Genomic DNA, 19,087 nt, shown 5'->3' with positions numbered 1-19,087 from the left:
TCCTTTTTTCATATTCAATTTTTATTTTGTGATTACTCTTTGCTATAACCTTTAAATAAACTCTCTACATAATCTTTAGTTGTTAACTAAAGTTAATAAATTTATTTAAGTTAAATAACAAATTTAAAAGCATACAGAATGTATTTCTATAAGCTTTATAAATAATAACATTACTTAAATTCTATGTATTTTATAGATAATTAATTGTTTAATATTTAATAAAACTTATATCTCTATAAAAAAAGCAACTAATTTGTAGTTGCAATTAAATAGAAAGAGCGGGCACTATAATCTCCCACTCCAATTCTTAGCTATTAGTAAATCACTTCTTTATTATCCTAACATAATTTCATAATTAAAACAAGAGGGGAGGAGTAAATTCTTACATTCTATTATTACTCTCCCCTTTCTTATGAATTTTATTCCACTAAAATAAAGATAATTGATTAGTTTCGGACATACCTTCAAGGCATCCATGATTACTTAAAGTTTCAATAACTGTTTTAGATACTTTAGACCTAATTCTTAAATCTTCCTTTGAAATAAACTCTCCTTGTTTTCTAGCTTCAACTATACTTTTCGCAGCATTGTCACCTACTCCTTGAAGGGCACTAATTGGTGGTCTAATTCCATCCTCTTCAATAGTAAATTTCGTTGCCTCTGAAATATATAAATCAACCTTTTTAAAATTAAGACCTCTTGCATATAGTTCATAAGCTAATTCAAGAACTGTAATTAATCCCTTATCTTTTGCTGTAGCCTTATTACCAAGTTCGTATAATTCATTTAACTTTGCATTAATTGCTCCTTGACCTTTACATATAAGATCAGCATCAAAGTCATCTGCCCTTACAGTAAAGTAAGTTGCATAATATGCTTCAGGATAATAGACCTTAAAATATGCAATTCTAACTGCCATCATTACATAAGCAACAGCATGACCCTTAGGGAACATGTATTTAATTCTCTTACAAGACTCTATATACCAGTCAGGAACATTATTTTCCCTCATAGTTTTTTCAAATTCTTCTGTAAGTCCCTTCCCCTTTCTTACGCTTTCCATTATAGTAAAGGCCATTTTAGGTGGAACTCCTGCATACATTAAATAAACCATAATATCATCTCTAGTGGCAATACATTCTCTCAGAGTAGTGTATCCTTCTTTTATAAAGTACTGTGCATTATTAAGCCATACGTCAGTACCATGAGATAGACCAGATATTCTTACTAAATCAGCAAAGCTTTCTGGCTGGGTATCAACAAGCATACCTCTAACAAATTTCGTACCAAACTCCGGCAAGCCATAACTACCTACCTCGCAACCTAACTCTTCCTTAGTAACTCCTAAGGCCTCAGGAGATGTAAATAAAGATATAACTTTTTTATCATTTAAAGGAATTGTCTTTGGATCTACACCTGTTAAATCTTGAAGCATTCTAATCATGGTAGGATCATCATGTCCTAGTATATCTAATTTCAATAATCTACCTGAAATAGAGTGATAGTCAAAATGAGTAGTTGTAACATCTGATGTAGGATCATCTGCTGGTCTTTGTATTGGAGTAAAATTATATATTTCATTATCACTAGGTACAACCATTATACCTCCTGGATGCTGACCAGTAGTTCTTTTTATTCCAGTACAACCAATAGTTAATCTTTCTATTTCAGCATTAGATGCTCTAATACCTCTTTCATCTAAATATTTTCTTACATATCCATAAGCAGTTTTTTCAGCAACCGTACCTATTGTACCCGCCTTAAATACATACCCTTTACCAAATAATACTTCAGTATATTTATGAATTTCCCCTTGGTTATCCCCAGAGAAGTTAAGGTCTATATCAGGCTCTTTATCTCCTTCAAATCCTAGGAAGGTTTCAAAAGGTATATCATGACCATCTTTAATATATTCAGCACCACAATCTGGACATTTTTTATCTTCTAAGTCAGCTCCTGAACTTACAGAGCCATCTAAGAAAAACTCTGATTTCTTGCAATTTGGACAAACATAATGAGGAGGAAGACCATTAACCTCAGTAATATTTGACATTGTTGCTACAAAAGATGAGCCAACAGATCCTCTAGATCCAACTAGATACCCATCTGCTATAGATTTTGCAACTAACTTTTGAGCAATTAGATAAAGAACTGCATAACCATTATTAATAATAGAGTTTAATTCTTTATCAAGTCTCTTTTGAACTACTTCAGGTAATGGATTACCATATATTGAGTGAACCTTATTCATAGTCATTTCTCTTATTTCATCGTCAGCTCCTTCAATCTTAGGAGGATATGTCTCATCTGGAATAGGCTTTAGTACTTCTATGGAATCTGCTATTAAGTTTGGATTATTTATTACTACTTCTCTTGCGACTTCATTGCCTAGGTATGAAAATTCCTTAAGCATTTCTTCTGTAGTTTTTAAATAAAGTGGAGGTTGTTTATCAGAATCAGAAAATCCTTTTCCCGCCATTATTATTCTTCTAAAAGCCTCATCTTGTGGCTCTAAGAAGTGTACATCACCAGTTGCCACAACAAGCTTATTTAATTCTTTTCCAAGTTTATATATTTTCTTATTTAAAGATTGTAATTCTTCTATACTACGTACATTGCCTTTATCTATTAAATATTCATTATTTTCTACTGGCTGAATTTCTAAATAATCATAGAAATTCATTATTTCTTTAAGCTCTACATCATTTCTACCATCTAATACAGCTCTATATACTTCTCCTGCTTCGCAAGCAGAGCCAATTATTAGATTTTCCCTAACTTCCATAAGCTTACTTTTTCTAATTCTCGGATTCTTGAAGAAGTTGTCTAAGTGAGCTTCAGACACTAGCTTATATAAAGTTTTCATACCTTCTTGATTCTTTGCAAATATAATAACATGGAAGGTCTTTTCTTTCTTTATATCCATTTTTTCTAGATATTCTGCATTTAACTCTCTTATATTATTAATATTCAATTCTTCAATCATCTTCTTTATAAAGATTAAAAATATATCTACTGTAGCCTTTGCATCATCAACAGCTCTATGGTGATTTTCAAGAGAAACACCTAAATGCTTAGCAACAAGATTTAACTTAACTCTTTTAAGTTCAGGATATAGGAATCTAGCTAAAGGAACAGTGTCTATAATAGTAGAATTAAATTCAAGCCCTAAATCTCTACAATTTTTCTTAATAAATCCTGTATCAAAAGCAGAATTATGGGCTACTACTGCAGAACCATTTATAAATTCCATAAACTTAGGTAATACATCTTCAATAGGATCTGCATCTCTAACCATCTCATCTGTAATTCCAGTAAGTTCAGTTATCTTATAGGGTATCTTACATTTAGGATAAACAAACTCACTAAATGTATCTATTATTTCTCTATTTTTAATTTTAACTGCCCCAATTTCAATAATTTTATCATTAATAGCAGAAAAACCTGTAGTTTCTATATCAAAAATTATAAATTCATCATCAAAGTTTTCATTTTTATCATTTAAAGCTATAGGTATTCCGTCATTAACTAAATATCCTTCAACTCCATAAAGAACTTTAATTTTATTCTTTTTTGCAGCAATTTGTGCATCTGGAAAGGCTTGAACTACACCATGGTCAGTTACCGCAATAGCTCTATGGCCCCATTTAGCAGCTCTTTCTACAAGCTTAGTTACTGAAGTAACACCATCCATAGCACTCATTGTTGTATGACAATGAAGCTCAACTCTCTTTTCCTCAGCCCCATCCATTCTTTCTATCTTCTTCATTCTTAAGATATCTCTACCCATAATTACTACTTCTCTAGCATAAGTGTCATAAACAGCCTCACCTTTAACTTTACAGTATAAGCCCGGCTTTACCGCTTCTAATACTTCCTCTGTTTCTTGAGGCTTTAAAAAGCATTTTACTGTTATTGAGCTAGTATAATCAGTAATAAAGAATGTTAATATAATTTTCCCAGTCTTAGTTTCAACAATTTCCTTCTTAAATACTTCTCCTAATATTGCAACTACACCTGTTGTTTCATCGATTTCCTTAATAGGAGTTGCTTCTATACTAATATTTCTACCTAAGATGCTATTTTCACTTTTAGCTTCTCTTTTAAATTCACGCTTTTCATAAGGTTTATTTGGTTTAGATTGTTTATCTGATTTTTTATCTTCAGATTTTTCATTTGAAGACATAACTTCACTTTTAATATTTCTACCACTAAATATTTCTTTTAATACTTCTTTTTCCTTTTGAAGCTTTTCTTCATTGCTATCTCCCTTTTCTAAACTTTCATCATATTCAAAAATAATATTACTTTTAATATCAAAAATATTTCTTATATTGGAAGATATTATACTTGGTACATCTTTAGTTCTTAAATGTTCATTTAATTTTTCATATCCACTTGAAATAACTATATTACTACCCTCTACCCTTTTTACTCCATTTACTAATATAGGCTTAGATAAAGGTACAGTTTTAATAATATCTCCCACTATTTCAAGCCAATGATTTTCAACAGCCTCTTTTAAAGAAAGAGTAGATATATCCCTGTAAAATAGTATCTCTATATCAATATCTACATTAATTATTTTTTTAATAGCCTTTTTAATTTTTTCTTCTTCAGTTTCATTAAGACTATCCTTACCCCTTAAAACTACTTTAAGAACATTACTTTTCTTTAAAAACTGAAATTTTATAATATTTATTTCTTTATCTTCTAACTCTTCATCCTTATTAATTTCCTTCTTAATAAGTTTTAAAACAGCTTCACTCAACAAAAACACCACCTTTAAATGGATATTCAGTAGACAAAATTATATTAAACGAAAGAATTGACAATGTAAAACTTTCTTAAGGAATACCTTAAGTTTAATTATCCATTGCCAATTATTAAAATTACATATTTTCTATTTCTTTCATTAGTTCTTCAACTAATTCTGCTTCTTTAACCTTTTTATATATAACACCCTTTTTAAATATTAGACCTTCACCGTTTCCTCCAGCTATTCCAATATCAGCTTCTCTTGCTTCTCCAGGGCCATTTACTGCACATCCCATTACAGCAACTTTAATATTCTTATTTATGCTTTCAAGCCTTTTTTCAACTTCTTCAGCTATTTTAATTAAATTTATTTGTGTTCTACCACAAGTAGGACATGATATAAATTGTAATCCACTTTTTCTAAGTTTTAAAGCTTTTAAAATTTCTTTTGCAACTTTAATTTCTTCAATAGGATCACTAGTTAATGATACTCTTACAGTATCACCTATCCCTTCAGCTAAAAGGGTTCCAAGCCCTATACTTGACTTTATAGTTCCTCTAAAAGGAGTTCCAGATTCAGTAACGCCTAAATGAAGTGGATAATCACAGCTTTCACTCATTAATCTATACGCATCTATCATCATAGCAACATCAGAAGATTTAATAGATACTACTATATCATAAAACTCTAATTCTTCTAATATTTTTACGTGTCTTAATGCTGATTCAACTAATCCCTTAGCCGTTGGCTTACCATCTCTTTCCAATATATCTTTTTCTAAAGAACCAGAATTCACTCCAATTCTTATTGGTAAATTTTTAGCCTTAGCAGCTTCTGCTACTATTCTTACCTTATCAACTTTACCAATGTTTCCTGGATTAATTCTTAAAGCAGAAACTCCATTTTCAATAGCAGCTAATGCTAATTTGTAATCAAAATGTATATCTGCAACTACAGGAATTGGTGACTTTTCACATATTCCCTTTAAAGCTTCTGCGGCCTTCATATCAGGAACAGCACATCTTATTATTTCACATCCTGCATTATATAATGTATTAATTTGAGCTAGTGTAGCTTCAACATCTCTAGTATCAGTATTAGTCATTGATTGAATTGATACTGGTGCATCTCCACCAACATAACAAGTTCCAACCTTAACTTTTCTTGTTTTTCTTCTTTCCATATTATTTTCCTCTCCTAAAACTGTATTGGGAATAATATATCCTTTATAGTTACTAAAATCATAAGTCCAAATAAAAGCATAAGTCCAACATAATTCATTGCACCAACTACTTTTTCTGGTACCTTTCTTCTTGTAATTAACTCTATTAATAATATAACTGTCCAACCACCATCTAAAGCCGGGAATGGTAGCATATTAAATACAGCTAAATTTATACTTATAAATGCAATAAAGTTCATAAGATTCCACACACCATTTTTGGCAGCTTCGCTTGACATTCTTATAATAGATACAGGTCCCCCTACATCAGTTTTAAAATTAACCTTCCCTGTAATCATCATTTTAAGTCCTTTGTAAGTTTGACTTACAACTGAAGCCGTCTGATTAAAACTTTGTTTAAAACTTTGAAGTATTCCAGGATTACTTACCCTTTCAAACCCAAAGCCAATCATATATTGTTCTACCCCATTTTCTTCAACTAACTTAGGAGTTATTACAACTTCTTTTTTCTCCCCATTTCTTTCTATTAAGAAATTAATAGGCTCATCCTTAGCTAGGTTAATACCTATAGATAAATCATCTGCTGAAAAAACTCTGCTACCATTAACTTTTAAGAATTTATCTCCTTCTTGAAGCCCAGCACTAACAGCAGGCATATCATCTATTAAACTAGCTACCTTAGGCAAACTATATCCAAATTTATTTAAAATTACTGTAAAGATTAAAATAGCAAATAAAAAATTCATTGTTGCACCAGCAATAATAACGCTAATACGTCTTAATGGCGACTTAGATGAAAAACTTTTATCATCACTACTCTCCTCTTCCTCCCCTAACATTTTAACATATCCTCCAATAGGAAACAAACCTATTGAGTATTTAGTTTCTTTTCCATTTATAGAAACAATCTTAGGCCCCATCCCTATAGCAAACTCCTCAACCCTTATCCCATTAACTTTCGCCATTATAAAGTGACCAAGTTCATGAACTATAATAAGTAAACTAAAACCTAATAGCGCATAAATTATATACAATATACCTTCCTCCTAATTCAACTTTTGCCTTATATATTTTCTAACCTCTGAATCTAATGTTATTACATTTTCAATAGTTACTTCCTTTGTTTTTTCTTCTTTAAATACTTCTAAAGCTTCTTCAATTAATTCAGCTATATCTAAGAACTTTATTTTTTTCTCTAAAAGTAAGGCAACAGCTTCTTCATTAGCTGCATTTAAAACGCAAGGTGCAAGCATACCTTCTTTTCCAACCTTATAGGCAAGTTTTAAGCATTTAAAGGTATCTAAATCAGGCTTTTCAAAAGTTAAACTTCCAAGTTCATAAAAGTTTAGACTATCACATACAGCATCTTTTCTTACCTTTTTGTTAATTGCATATTGTATAGGTAACTTCATATCAGTAGTACCTAGTTGTGCTATTACACTTGCATCATTATATTCAACCATTGAGTGTATTATACTTTGAGGATGAACTACAACTTGAATATTATCATAAGGACAATTAAACAAGAAATGTGCCTCTATTACTTCTAATCCTTTATTCATTAAGGTAGCTGAGTCTATAGAAATTTTTTGACCCATATTCCATTTAGGATGTTTTAGTGCATCCTCAACTGTAACCTTCTTTAAGAATTCTATATCCTTCCCCCTAAAAGGTCCACCTGATGCAGTTAGTATAATTTTCTTAACATCTTTTTCATTATACCCATTTAAAGCTTGGAATATTGCACTATGTTCTGAATCAACAGGTAGAATATCTACACCCATTTCCTTAGCTTTTTTCATTACAAGTTCACCAGCTACTACTAAGGTTTCTTTATTAGCTAAAGCAATATCCTTCCCTGCTTCTATAGCTTTTAGTCCTTCTATTCCTTTATATACACCTATATTTATACCGTTGTCTATACAAAACCCCTCTACAGACTTAGCACTTTCTTCATCCATCATAGCAACATATTTAGGCTTAAATTCTTTGATTATCTCTATTATTTTATTTACAGATGAATTAGCACTAATACCTATTAAATTTATTTCTCCATTTGACTTTCTAATTACATCTAATGTTTGTGTACCTATTGATCCTGTTGCTCCTAAAATTGAAATATTCTTCATCTTTACCTCCTAGCTTAACTGCTATAAATTACATCTTTTGCTATTATACTATAAATTGGACCTGCAATTATTCCAATTAATCCAAACATATTAACCCCTATATAAATAGATAATATTACTACTAAAGGATGAATATCAAGTCTACTACTTAAAAATTTTGCTTCAAGTATTTCTCTTATAATCTTTTCTAAGCAGTATAATAAAACTAACCCAAATACTAATAAATATCTCTTTATTACAATATTGTATATTATTATTGGTATAAAAACAATTGTTGTTCCTACAAAAGGAAGTATATCTAAAATCGCACTAATTGTACCAAGAAATAGACTATTATCTATTTGAAGCACCTTAAATCCCAGGGTTACAATGATTCCACTTAGAAATATTAACCTAACTTCTATCTTAAATACCTCTTTTAAATTTAATAATTTCTTAAAAAATCCCTTAGTAAATTCTTTCGGAAATATCTTCATAAAAAAGTTAATTATTTCACTTTTATCTACTAGTATAAAATAACTAATAATATTTGCTAAAAAGTATGATACTATTCCATCCCCCGTTAACATTGCTCCTTGCATTATAAATTTACTATCAAAAAATCCACTTAAGTTCTTTATTATTTTGTCTATATCTAAATTAAGAAATGATTTTATACCATTAAATATCTCTAAAAAATCCTGGATATTATGATTATAAATCATATAAACAAAATTTATAATTCTATTACCAAAGTAAAATATTATTATAAATAATATAGAATTAAATACAAATATACTTAATACTGCAGATATTTTTTTTGAAATATTCATCTTATTAAAAATCCTGCATATTGGTTGAGTTAATAATGTAAAAATAACTATAATAAAAAATGGTTTGAAATATTTATTAATAAGTATAGCAATAGCTGAAACAATAATAAATAAAATCACTAAATTTATTGCCTTACTATATGTATTATATAATTTCATTTTCCTACTCCTTATTGTTTTATGTTAGATTATATTATCTTTTTTATTATTAAATTCCTTATAAAGAGTGAAAATAAAAAAAGCAGGGCTTATCCCTACTTTTGTTACTTTACATATATTAAATTCTTACTATAAATGTTAAATAATAAAATACAACTGCAGAATTAAATAATATAGAATCAAATCTATCTAAAATCCCACCATGTCCGGGTATTAGATTACTATAATCTTTAATACCAACATATCTTTTTATAGAAGAAGCTACTAAATCTCCAAATTGACCCATTATTCCGCAAAGAGCTCCTATTAAAAAGAAATGAATTACTTCTACATGCGGTATATAGGATGAAACTATTATTCCATATATTCCACACCCTATAGTACTACCTAAAAAGCCCCCTACAGCTCCTGCTATGGTCTTCTTAGGACTAACTTTTGGACAAAGTTTCTTTTTGCCAAGGTATTTTCCAGAATAATATGCTGTTGTATCACATATCCAAGACCCTAAGAATATTAACCATATTAAATATTGTCCGCCTTCTTTATTACTTATAAGAGGCATAAATCCGAATAATATACCTACATATAAAAATCCTAAAAGAGTAATAGCAGCATCAATAAATGTATATTTTAAATTTATTATTGGAATCATTAATAAAGCTATAGCTGCTAAAACAACTATATACATTAAATACTCAAAGTTATTATTTGTAGCATAAAAGGCTGCAATAAGTATATAACCAACTATAGGTATAGGATTAAATTTCTTTTCTCTTAAGGCATTATAAAATTCATATAAACCTAAAACTGATAGAACAATAGCAAAACCTTTTAGCCATATTCCTCCTAAAAATATAAATAGGATGAAAGGTGCTATAATCGCTGCTCCAATATATCTATTATTTAATTTCATTTCTTCACCTCAACTAAACTCCACCATATCTTCTATCTCTATGCTGATAGTCATATATGGCTTCATGTAAGTGTTCTTCCTTAAAATCAGGCCAGCATACATTAGAATACCAGAATTCTGAATATGCACATTGCCATAAAAGAAAATTACTTATCCTTTGTTCTCCAGAAGGTCTTATAATTAAATCTGGATCTGGTGTCCCATTAGTATATAAGTATTTTTCTAAAGCTTTTTCATCAATATCTTCAATATTTAGCTTTCCACTTTTCACATCATTTGATACAAGCTTTACTGCTCTAATTATTTCATCTCTGCCACCATAATTAAAAGCAATATTTAAGACAACTCCAGTATTATTTTTAGTTAATTCTATAGCTTCTTTAATTTCATTTTGTGCATCTTTAGGTAACATATTAATATCACCTAAGATTTTAATAACTACACCATTTTTATTTAATTCTTGAAGCTCACTTCTTAAATATTCTACTAATAATCTCATTAAAGCTGACACTTCATCTTTAGGTCTTTTCCAATTTTCAGTTGAAAAAGCATAAAGAGTTAAATACTTTATACCTAAAATATGAGTTTCCTTAATTACTCTTCTAATAGTTTCAACTCCAGCCTTATGCCCCATAGTTCTGGGTAATTTTCTTTGCTTAGCCCATCTTCCATTACCATCCATAATAATAGCTATGTGTCTTGGCATATTATCTTTATCTAAAACTAATTCTTCTCTTTTCTTTTTATCTTTGTTAGTTTTAAAAATATCTAACATATTCTATGTTCCCTCCACAATTTTGTATGGAAAAAACCTGCATATTGCAGGTTTTAAATTGACATAATCTCTTTTTCTTTTGCCGCAACTATAGTATCAACTTCCTTAGAAGCACTATCTATTATTTTTTGAACTTTGTCCTCAGCATTTTTTTGTTCGTCTTCAGTTATTTCTCCATCTTTCTTTAGAGCCTTAACCTTATCATTTGCATCTCTTCTAATAGATCTTAATGCAACTTTAGCTTCTTCTCCAGTTTTCTTAACTACCTTAACTAAGTTCTTTCTAGTTTCTTCAGTTAATTCTGGAACTACTAATCTAATTACACTTCCATCATTTGAAGGGTTAATTCCTAAATCTGAAGTTAAAATAGCCTTTTCTATTTCTTTCATTAAGCTCTTCTCCCAAGGAGCTATAACTAATACTCTTGGTTCTGGAGCTGAAATATTAGCTACTTGACTTAATGGACATGGACTTCCATAGTAGTCTACTTTAATTCTATCAAGCATAGTAGGATTAGCTCTACCTGCCCTTAATGTAGATAAATCTGATTTTAATACAGAAATAGTTTTGTTCATTTTTTCGTCAGCTTTTTGAATAATATCCTTTATCATAATAACCTCCTATTTTTTTGAAGTAACTAATGTACCAATTTTTTCACCAGAAATAGCTCTTTTGATATTTCCTTCTTCTTCTAAACCAAATACTAAGATTGGAATATTATTATCCATACATAAAGATGTTGCAGTAGAATCCATTACTTGTAATCCTTGCTCTAATACTTCTATATAAGAAAGTATATCATATTTCTTTGCATCATCATATTTATGTGGATCTTTATCATAAACACCATCTACTTTTTTAGCTAGTAAAATTACGTCTGCTTCTATTTCAGCAGCTCTTAAAGCAGCAGTTGTATCAGTTGAGAAGTATGGGTTTCCTGTTCCAGCAGCAAATATTACTACTCTTCCTTTTTCAAGATGTCTAACAGCTCTTCTTCTAATAAATGGTTCTGCTATTTCTTTCATTTCAATAGCAGTTTGAACTCTTGTCATTACTCCATTTTGTTCAAGAGAATCTTGAAGTGCTAAAGCGTTAATACATGTTGCAAGCATTCCCATATGGTCAGCTTGAGATCTATCCATACCTTCTCCGCTTCTACCTCTCCAAATATTTCCTCCACCAACTACTAGGCCAACTTCTATTCCCATATTCACTAAATCTTTAACTTCAAGTGCAATTCTTTTTATAAAATCAAAATCAAAACCAATACCTTTTTCACCTGCTAAAGCTTCCCCTGAAACTTTAAGAATAACTCTTTTATATTTACTATTTTCCATTCTTAGTACCTCCATACTTTTATAAAGTAGATTTCTAAAAAAAGAGAACACAGTTGTGTTCTCCTTTGTATTACTTACTCATCTTAGCTACTTCTTCAGCGAAGTTATCTTCAGCCTTTTCGATACCTTCTCCTCTTTCGAATCTTACATACTTATTAACAGTTATTGGAGAACCAACTTCCTTTGATTTTTCTTGAAGGTATTTGCTTATGCTCTTATCTCCATCTTTAACCCAAGCTTGATCTAAAAGGCATACTTCTTTGTAGTACTTTTGAATTCTTCCCATTACCATCTTTTCAACTATGTTTTCTGGTTTTCCTTCATTTAAAGCTTGAACTCTATAGATTTCTTTTTCTTTTTCTAATGATTCTTGATCAACAAAATCTCTGCTTAAGAAGCTTGGATTTGCAGCAGCAACTTGCATACATACATCCTTAGCAACAGCCTTTAAAACTTCTTTGTTGTCTGCAGCACATCCTAATTCTACAACAACACCAATTCTTCCGCCACCGTGGATATAGCTTTCTACTACACCTTCAGCAACATTGAATTTTTCAAATCTTCTTACTGTCATGTTTTCTCCAAGCTTAGCTATTAATGCTGTTAAAGCTTCTTGTACAGTGCTTTCAGCATCAAACTTTTCAGCTACGAATTCTTCAACAGTAGTTGAAGTTGTAGTTGAAGCCATTTCTGCTAATCTTGTAGCAAAGCTTACGAATTCTTCATTAGCAGCAACGAAGTCAGTTTCACAGTTTAATTCAACTATTCCAGCTGATTTGCTATCTTCTGATATGTAAGTTTTTACAATACCTTCAGCAGCAACTCTTCCAGCTTTTTTAGCTGCAGCAGCTAATCCCTTTTCTCTTAATATTTCAATAGCCTTCTCCATATCTCCTTGAGCTTCTGTTAAGGCCTTCTTGCAGTCCATCATACCTGCGCCAGTTTTTTCTCTTAATTCTTTAACTGATTGAGCAGTAATCATTCTATTATTCCTCCTAACTTAATGTAAACCTTATTATTTAGGTTAAAAGGTAAATGAGATTCCTCACCTACCTTTACTTATTTTATTATTCAGCTAATTGTTCGCCTTGTCTTCCTTCAATGATACCATCAGCCATCTTAGCTGTTATTAATTTAACCGCTCTTATAGCATCATCATTTCCTGGAATTACATAGTCTAATTCTTCTGGATCACAGTTAGTATCTACTATACCTACAACTGGTATTCCTAATATTTTAGCTTCTGCAATAGCATTTCTTTCTTTTCTTGGGTCAACTACGAACATTGCTCCAATATTTTCAGCATCTAAGTTCTTGATTCCGCCTAAGTTCTTTTCTAGCTTTTCCATTTCGCCTCTTAACTTAGTAACTTCTTTCTTAGGTAAAACATCGAAAGTTCCGTCTTCTTCCATAGCTTTTATAGCATCTAATCTTGCAATTCTAGTTTTAATAGTATTGAAGTTAGTTAACATTCCACCTAACCATCTATTATTAACGAAGTGCATGTTTGATCTTATAGCTTCTTCTTGGATAGCTTCTTGAGCTTGCTTTTTAGTTCCAACAAATAATATGTCTTTTCCTTCTAAAGCAACTGATTTGATGAAGTCATAAGCTTCGTCTACTTTCTTAACTGTTTTTTGAAGATCGATTATATATATTCCATTTCTTTCTGTGAATATATAAGGAGCCATCTTAGGGTTCCATCTTCTTGTTTGATGTCCGAAATGAACACCTGCTTCTAATAATTGTTTCATTGATATAACTGCCATTTTCTTACCTCCTGGTTATTTCCTCCACTATTTTCTTATAAAGTACCTCTATTAAAGGTCACCGTCTTTACAAATCTAATAGTGTGTGTATTTTCTTACCTAGGTTAGTATAACATAAGCTAATTATAGTATCAACATTTTTTTCTTCTAAATAAACAATAATTATTTTATCTATATAAAAAGACATCAAAGCTTTTAAACTCTGATGTCTTTTTATTATGTTAATTTATCTTTTTTAATTCATCTAATAACTTTTCGTTTAAGATTTTAATATGTGTTCCCTTCATTCCAAGTGATCTTGATTCAATTACTCCTGCACTTTCGAATTTTCTTAGGGCATTTACTATTACACTTCTAGTAATTCCTACTTTATCTGCAATTTTAGATGCTACTAATAAACCTTCATTACCATCTAATTCTCCAAAAATGTGTTCTACTGCTTCTAATTCAGAATAAGATAGAGTCCCAATAGCTAGTTGTACTACTGCTTTCTTTCTAGCTTCTTCTTCTATTTCTACTTGTTTAGATCTTAATATTTCAAGTCCAACTATAGTTGCACTATATTCAGCAAGAACTAAATCCTCATCTGTAAAATCTTCTCTAAATCTTGCAAGTATTAATGTTCCTAATCTTTCTCTATTACCTATTATAGGTACTATTGTTGTTATCTTATCTTCCATTATGCATTTTTCTTCTCCTTCAAAAACACATAAGCCTTCATTAGAAAGATTAGCCATACTTTCATGAATCTTTAATAATCTTTCATTATAATCTTTTGGAAATCTCTTTTCATCAGCAACTTGTTTCTTCATTATATCACATTCAAAATTTTTAGAAAATGCATAACCAAGTACTTTTCCTTTTCTGCTTGTTACATATACATTACAAGCTAAAACATTGCTTAATAGTAAACATATATCTTCAAAGGCTACTGGATCAGTACCTGATTTCTGCAATATTTTGTTTAGCATTCTAGTTTTATTTAATAATGATGACATTAATCTTCCTCCTATAAAGTAAACCATTGAATTTTTTGAAAATTTAAAATTATATAAATTTTCCAAAAACATTCTTATTACTAATCTATACTATCATAGGACCTTTTTATTTTCAACAAATTTCTTAGTATTTTCGACATTCTCTTAGAAAAATTCTATATTTTATCATATTATTAAACTGTAATGCTTTTCTTTAATTTATTCTTCACTTTTTTCATTTTTAATATTAACAGTTTTATTACATTCTCCATTTGAACATTGTGCATAAGACCCTTTAGTTTTGCTATATTTTAAAACCATATAAGAATTACAATCTGGACATTTATCTTTTAGAGGTTCATTCCAGCTTACAAAATCACAGTTTGGATAACTACTACATCCAAAGAACTTCTTTCCTTTTTTGCTCTTCTTAGCTAAAAGCTTTCCTCCGCATTTTGGACATGGTGCTTCTATTTCTTCAACTATAGGTTTAGCGTTTTTACATTCCGGATATCCTGGACAAGCAAGGAACTTACCATATCTTCCTCTTTTTATAACCATCATCTTCCCACACTTATCGCAAGGAACATCACTAACTTCATCTTCAATTACTACTTTAGATATTTCTTTTTCCGCTTTTTCTATTGCAACCTTTAATGGTTCAAAGAATTCTCCTACAACCTTTTTCCATTCTTCTTGACCTTCTTCTACATGGTCTAAGTTCTTTTCCATTTCAGCAGTAAAATCTACATCCACTATTTGCTTGAAATATTCACTAACTATATTATTTACTATAAAACCTAATTCTGTAGGAACTAAGTTTTTCTTTTCTCTTCTAATATAATCTCTACTTAATATAGTACTTATTGTAGGAACATAGGTACTTGGTCTACCTATCCCCTTTTCTTCTAGTAATTTTACAAAAGATGCTTCAGTATATCTAGCTGGAGGTTGGGTAAAATGTTGGTTTCCTTGTATTGAAACATTTTCTAAAACTTCATCTTCTTGAAGCTTTGGTAAAGTTACATCTTGGCTATCTTCCTCTGTTGCATAATCATAAAGTTTCATAAATCCATCAAATTTAATATTTGACCCACTTGCTTTTAACTTATAGTCACCATTCTTAACTTCAACACTTATTGTATTTAATTCACAAGAAGCCATTTGGCTTGCCATAAATCTATTCCAAATTAATGAATACAACTTAAATTGCTCTGGAGTTAAGTTTTTCTTTGCAATTTCTGGAGTTATTTCAATTATTGAAGGTCTTATAGCTTCATGGGCATCTTGGATATTTTTCTTTGCTTTATATGCCCTTGGCTTTTCTGGTGCATATTCTTTTCCGAAAGTTTCGTTAATAAATTCCAAAGCTTTATTTTGTGCTTCACTTGATATTCTAACAGAGTCTGTTCTCATATAAGTAATAAGACCTACTGTTCCATATCCTTTCACTTCTACACCTTCATATAAAACTTGTGCTATTGACATAGTTCTTTTAGTCATAAAGTTTAATTTTTTTGAAGCTTCTTGTTGTAAAGTACTAGTTGTAAAAGGTGGTAGTGGGTTCTTTACCCTACTTCCATTTTTAACTTTACTTACAACAAATTTATTTTCTTCTAGCTCTTTTATAATTTTTTCACTTTCATTTTCAGTATTAATTTCAATTTTCTTACCTTTATATTGTGTTAATTTAATAGGAAACTTTTTTCTTTCCTTAGTTGCAATACAATCTACAGACCAGTATTCCTTTGGAATAAAGCTCTTTATTTCCTCTTCCTTATCACAAATTAATTTAAGAGCAGCAGACTGAACTCTTCCAGCACTTAGTCCCCATTTTACATTCTTCCATAAAATAGGACTTATTTCATATCCAACTAATCTATCTAATATTCTTCTTGCTTGCTGAGCATCTACTAAATTATTATTTATCTCCCTAGCTTCTTTAATAGCACCTTTAACAGCATTTTTTGTTATTTCATTAAATACTATTCTACATTTTTTATCCTCAGGAATATTTAAAATTTTAGCTAAATGCCAAGAGATAGCCTCTCCTTCACGATCGGGGTCAGTTGCAAGATAAATCTTATCAGATTTTTTAGCAGCTTTTTTTAATTTAGCTAAAAGTTCTCCCTTTCCTCTAATAGTTATATATTTAGGATCGAAATCCCCCTCAATATCAACACCTAATTTACTTTTTGGCAAATCTCTAACATGACCCATAGAAGCCTCTACTGTATAATTTTTACCAAGATACTTTCCAATAGTCTTAGCCTTTGCAGGTGATTCTACAATTACAAGATTTTGTCCCATATGTCAAACTCCATTTATTTTTTTGGAGTTTACACCCCCTTTAATTTTTATATTGATTTAGCATAATAATTGCCTGGCAGGCAAATAATCTCATTTCTATTTTGCATTTCAAATAATAACTCAAATAGTACCCTTCTGTCAACATTTACAGATTTTATAATATCATCTAAATGCTTTGGTTCACTATTTATTTCCCTTATTAAGAGCTCTTTATAACTATTTTTTGCTAATTTTTCTTTTGCTTTTATATCTATATTTAAGAAATCGTATAAATCCTCTATCTCTGTAAAAGGCTTTGCACCATCTCTTATTAATTTATTACAACCGGAACTATTACCATTAAAAACAGGCCCAGGTATGGCCATTATATCTTTACCAGATTCAAGAGCAAATTCTACAGTAATGAGACTTCCACTTTTATCACTAGCTTCTACTACTATTAGTTTTTCACTAATTCCACTTATAATTCTATTTCTTCTTGGGAAATTAAAAGCTAAAGGTGGTGTCTTAGGTAAATACTCCGAAATTATTAATCCACCCTTATTTATTACCTCTAAATATAAATTTTTATTAGATTTAGGATAAATAACATCTATACCACATCCTAATACTCCTATAGTTTTCCCTTTATAATCTATTGCATTTTTCTGGGCAATTGAATCAATTCCAGCTGCTAACCCACTTACTACTGTTATATTATTTTCACTTATTTCTTTTGATATTCTTTTAGCTACTTCAGCACCATAACTACTACATTTTCTAGCTCCTATTACAGCAACTAAATTTCCCTTTAATAATTTGATGTTTCCTTTATAAAACAGACAATAAGGAAGATCATTTATATCCAATAAATTTTTAGGATAATCCTTATGATTTATAGTAATATATCCTATTCCATTATTAATTAAGTAATAGCCTAACTTTTCGATAATTTCTTCTGTAACTTCATCATTTTTCCCAATTAAGTCCTTTATATTATTTTTATTTACTCTTATATTCTTTTCATTTTTATAATATTCAAGAAGTTTTATTTTTTTATCATTAGAAATCTTTAATAGTATAAACCATAACTCATCTTTATTAATCATATTATTTCTCCTTCAATATTCTTTCTATAACCTAAAGCTTCAAATATATGATGATCCTTTACCTCTATAGAATTATCTAAGTCAGCAATAGTTCTAGATACTTTTAGTATCTTGTCATATCCTCTTTTAGTTAAATCATATCTTACATAAAACATACCAAGTATATCTTTAGCAGAAGAAGAAACTTTAAAAAGTTTATCTATATCTTTTCCTTTTACTTCAGAATTATAATTATATATTGTATCTTTATACCTATTGATTTGAATTTCTCTAGCTCTTAAAACATTTTCCTTAATTACTTTTGAGCTTAAACTATCTTTTTTCTTATTTAAATCTTCATAACTTAGCTTTGGAACATAATTTAATAAATCTATTCTATCTAAAAAAGCTCTAGATAATCTATTAACATATTTCTTTCTTTCATATTCACTACAGCTACATTTATTTTCATATCCACCATCTAAATAGTTGCCGCAAGGACAGGGATTACAGGCTGCTATAAGTAAAAACTTTGAAGGAAGTGTATAACTTCCACTTAATCTATTTATATTTATTACCTTTTCTTCAAGGGGTTCTCTTAACACCTCTATAACTTCTCTTTTAAACTCTAGTATTTCATCTAAAAAAAGCACTCCATTATGAGCTAAAGTAATTTCCCCCGCTTTAACTTCTCTCCCTCCACCTAGCAAGGCTGTTCTAGTTATAGTATGGTGAGGACTCCTAAATGGTCTTATTATTCCTTCTTCACCTTTAAATAATCCAGAAGCACTATAAATTTTAGCTATTTCTATTTCTTCATTATAATTAAGTGGTGGCATAATTGAAGGCATGGCCTTTGCTAGCATAGTTTTCCCTGCCCCAGGTGAACCAAACAAC

The 19,087-nt window shown here is 30.0% G+C and carries 15 protein-coding genes; all 15 read right to left on the bottom strand.

Features of this window, described 5'->3' with window-relative positions; all coding sequences use genetic code 11:
• Positions 1-427: 427 nt before the first annotated feature.
• Positions 428-4,771: a PolC-type DNA polymerase III gene (locus tag E6248_RS04415; protein WP_316339605.1), complete on the bottom strand. Its 4,344-nt coding sequence runs from the start codon at positions 4,769-4,771 to the stop codon at positions 428-430.
• Between the two features lie 121 nt (positions 4,772-4,892).
• Complete coding sequence (ispG, locus tag E6248_RS04410) at positions 4,893-5,942, bottom strand: flavodoxin-dependent (E)-4-hydroxy-3-methylbut-2-enyl-diphosphate synthase (RefSeq protein WP_316339604.1); 1,050 nt, start codon at positions 5,940-5,942, stop codon at positions 4,893-4,895.
• 14 nt (positions 5,943-5,956) lie between these two features.
• Positions 5,957-6,976, bottom strand: a complete 1,020-nt coding sequence (rseP, locus tag E6248_RS04405) for an RIP metalloprotease RseP (protein WP_316339602.1) — start codon at positions 6,974-6,976, stop codon at positions 5,957-5,959.
• A gap of 12 nt (positions 6,977-6,988) precedes the next feature.
• Complete coding sequence (dxr, locus tag E6248_RS04400) at positions 6,989-8,071, bottom strand: 1-deoxy-D-xylulose-5-phosphate reductoisomerase (RefSeq protein ID WP_316339601.1); 1,083 nt, start codon at positions 8,069-8,071, stop codon at positions 6,989-6,991.
• 14 nt (positions 8,072-8,085) lie between these two features.
• Positions 8,086-9,042: an AI-2E family transporter gene (locus E6248_RS04395; protein WP_316339600.1), complete on the bottom strand. Its 957-nt coding sequence runs from the start codon at positions 9,040-9,042 to the stop codon at positions 8,086-8,088.
• A gap of 118 nt (positions 9,043-9,160) precedes the next feature.
• A complete protein-coding gene (locus tag E6248_RS04390; RefSeq protein WP_316339599.1) occupies positions 9,161-9,955 on the bottom strand; it encodes a phosphatidate cytidylyltransferase in 795 nt (264 codons plus the stop codon).
• A gap of 13 nt (positions 9,956-9,968) precedes the next feature.
• Entirely contained in the window at positions 9,969-10,730 is a 762-nt protein-coding gene (locus tag E6248_RS04385) for an isoprenyl transferase (RefSeq protein WP_316339598.1), read from the bottom strand.
• Positions 10,731-10,783: 53 nt separating this feature from the next.
• Positions 10,784-11,341: a ribosome recycling factor gene (frr, locus tag E6248_RS04380; protein ID WP_136004869.1), complete on the bottom strand. Its 558-nt coding sequence runs from the start codon at positions 11,339-11,341 to the stop codon at positions 10,784-10,786.
• A gap of 9 nt (positions 11,342-11,350) precedes the next feature.
• The gene (gene pyrH / locus E6248_RS04375; protein WP_316339597.1) at positions 11,351-12,067 is read right to left on the bottom strand and encodes a UMP kinase; all 717 of its coding nucleotides are present in this window, start codon (positions 12,065-12,067) and stop codon (positions 11,351-11,353) included.
• Between the two features lie 70 nt (positions 12,068-12,137).
• Entirely contained in the window at positions 12,138-13,049 is a 912-nt protein-coding gene (tsf, locus tag E6248_RS04370) for a translation elongation factor Ts (protein ID WP_316339596.1), read from the bottom strand.
• Between the two features lie 85 nt (positions 13,050-13,134).
• A complete protein-coding gene (gene rpsB, locus E6248_RS04365) occupies positions 13,135-13,836 on the bottom strand; it encodes a 30S ribosomal protein S2 (protein WP_316339595.1) in 702 nt (233 codons plus the stop codon).
• A gap of 221 nt (positions 13,837-14,057) precedes the next feature.
• Entirely contained in the window at positions 14,058-14,834 is a 777-nt protein-coding gene (gene codY / locus E6248_RS04360) for a GTP-sensing pleiotropic transcriptional regulator CodY (protein ID WP_316339594.1), read from the bottom strand.
• Positions 14,835-15,032: 198 nt separating this feature from the next.
• Positions 15,033-17,123, bottom strand: a complete 2,091-nt coding sequence (gene topA / locus E6248_RS04355; protein WP_316339593.1) for a type I DNA topoisomerase — start codon at positions 17,121-17,123, stop codon at positions 15,033-15,035.
• A 47-nt stretch (positions 17,124-17,170) separates the two neighbouring features.
• Complete coding sequence (dprA, locus tag E6248_RS04350; RefSeq protein ID WP_316339592.1) at positions 17,171-18,211, bottom strand: DNA-processing protein DprA; 1,041 nt, start codon at positions 18,209-18,211, stop codon at positions 17,171-17,173.
• On the bottom strand, positions 18,208-19,087 hold an 880-nt coding region (locus tag E6248_RS04345), incomplete at its 5' end, for an ATP-binding protein (RefSeq protein WP_316339591.1). The genes E6248_RS04345 and dprA, both read right to left, overlap by 4 nt.

Source organism: Clostridium sp., assembly GCF_032552055.1.
GTDB lineage: Bacteria > Bacillota > Clostridia > Clostridiales > Clostridiaceae > Clostridium.
This window is presented reverse-complemented; position numbering and strand designations above follow the sequence as displayed.

Bases quoted from the DNA above. Each gene is read 5' to 3' on its own strand.
- ispG (WP_316339604.1), bottom strand. From the start codon at position 5,942: ATGGAAAGAAGAAAAACAAGAAAAGTTAAGGTTGGAACTTGTTATGTT.
- dxr (WP_316339601.1), bottom strand. From the start codon at position 8,071: ATGAAGAATATTTCAATTTTAGGAGCAACAGGATCAATAGGTACACAA.
- E6248_RS04395 (WP_316339600.1), bottom strand. From the start codon at position 9,042: ATGAAATTATATAATACATATAGTAAGGCAATAAATTTAGTGATTTTA.
- E6248_RS04390 (WP_316339599.1), bottom strand. From the start codon at position 9,955: ATGAAATTAAATAATAGATATATTGGAGCAGCGATTATAGCACCTTTC.
- E6248_RS04385 (WP_316339598.1), bottom strand. From the start codon at position 10,730: ATGTTAGATATTTTTAAAACTAACAAAGATAAAAAGAAAAGAGAAGAA.
- frr (WP_136004869.1), bottom strand. From the start codon at position 11,341: ATGATAAAGGATATTATTCAAAAAGCTGACGAAAAAATGAACAAAACT.
- pyrH (WP_316339597.1), bottom strand. From the start codon at position 12,067: ATGGAAAATAGTAAATATAAAAGAGTTATTCTTAAAGTTTCAGGGGAA.
- tsf (WP_316339596.1), bottom strand. From the start codon at position 13,049: ATGATTACTGCTCAATCAGTTAAAGAATTAAGAGAAAAAACTGGCGCA.
- rpsB (WP_316339595.1), bottom strand. From the start codon at position 13,836: ATGGCAGTTATATCAATGAAACAATTATTAGAAGCAGGTGTTCATTTC.
- codY (WP_316339594.1), bottom strand. From the start codon at position 14,834: ATGTCATCATTATTAAATAAAACTAGAATGCTAAACAAAATATTGCAG.
- topA (WP_316339593.1), bottom strand. From the start codon at position 17,123: ATGGGACAAAATCTTGTAATTGTAGAATCACCTGCAAAGGCTAAGACT.
- dprA (WP_316339592.1), bottom strand. From the start codon at position 18,211: ATGATTAATAAAGATGAGTTATGGTTTATACTATTAAAGATTTCTAAT.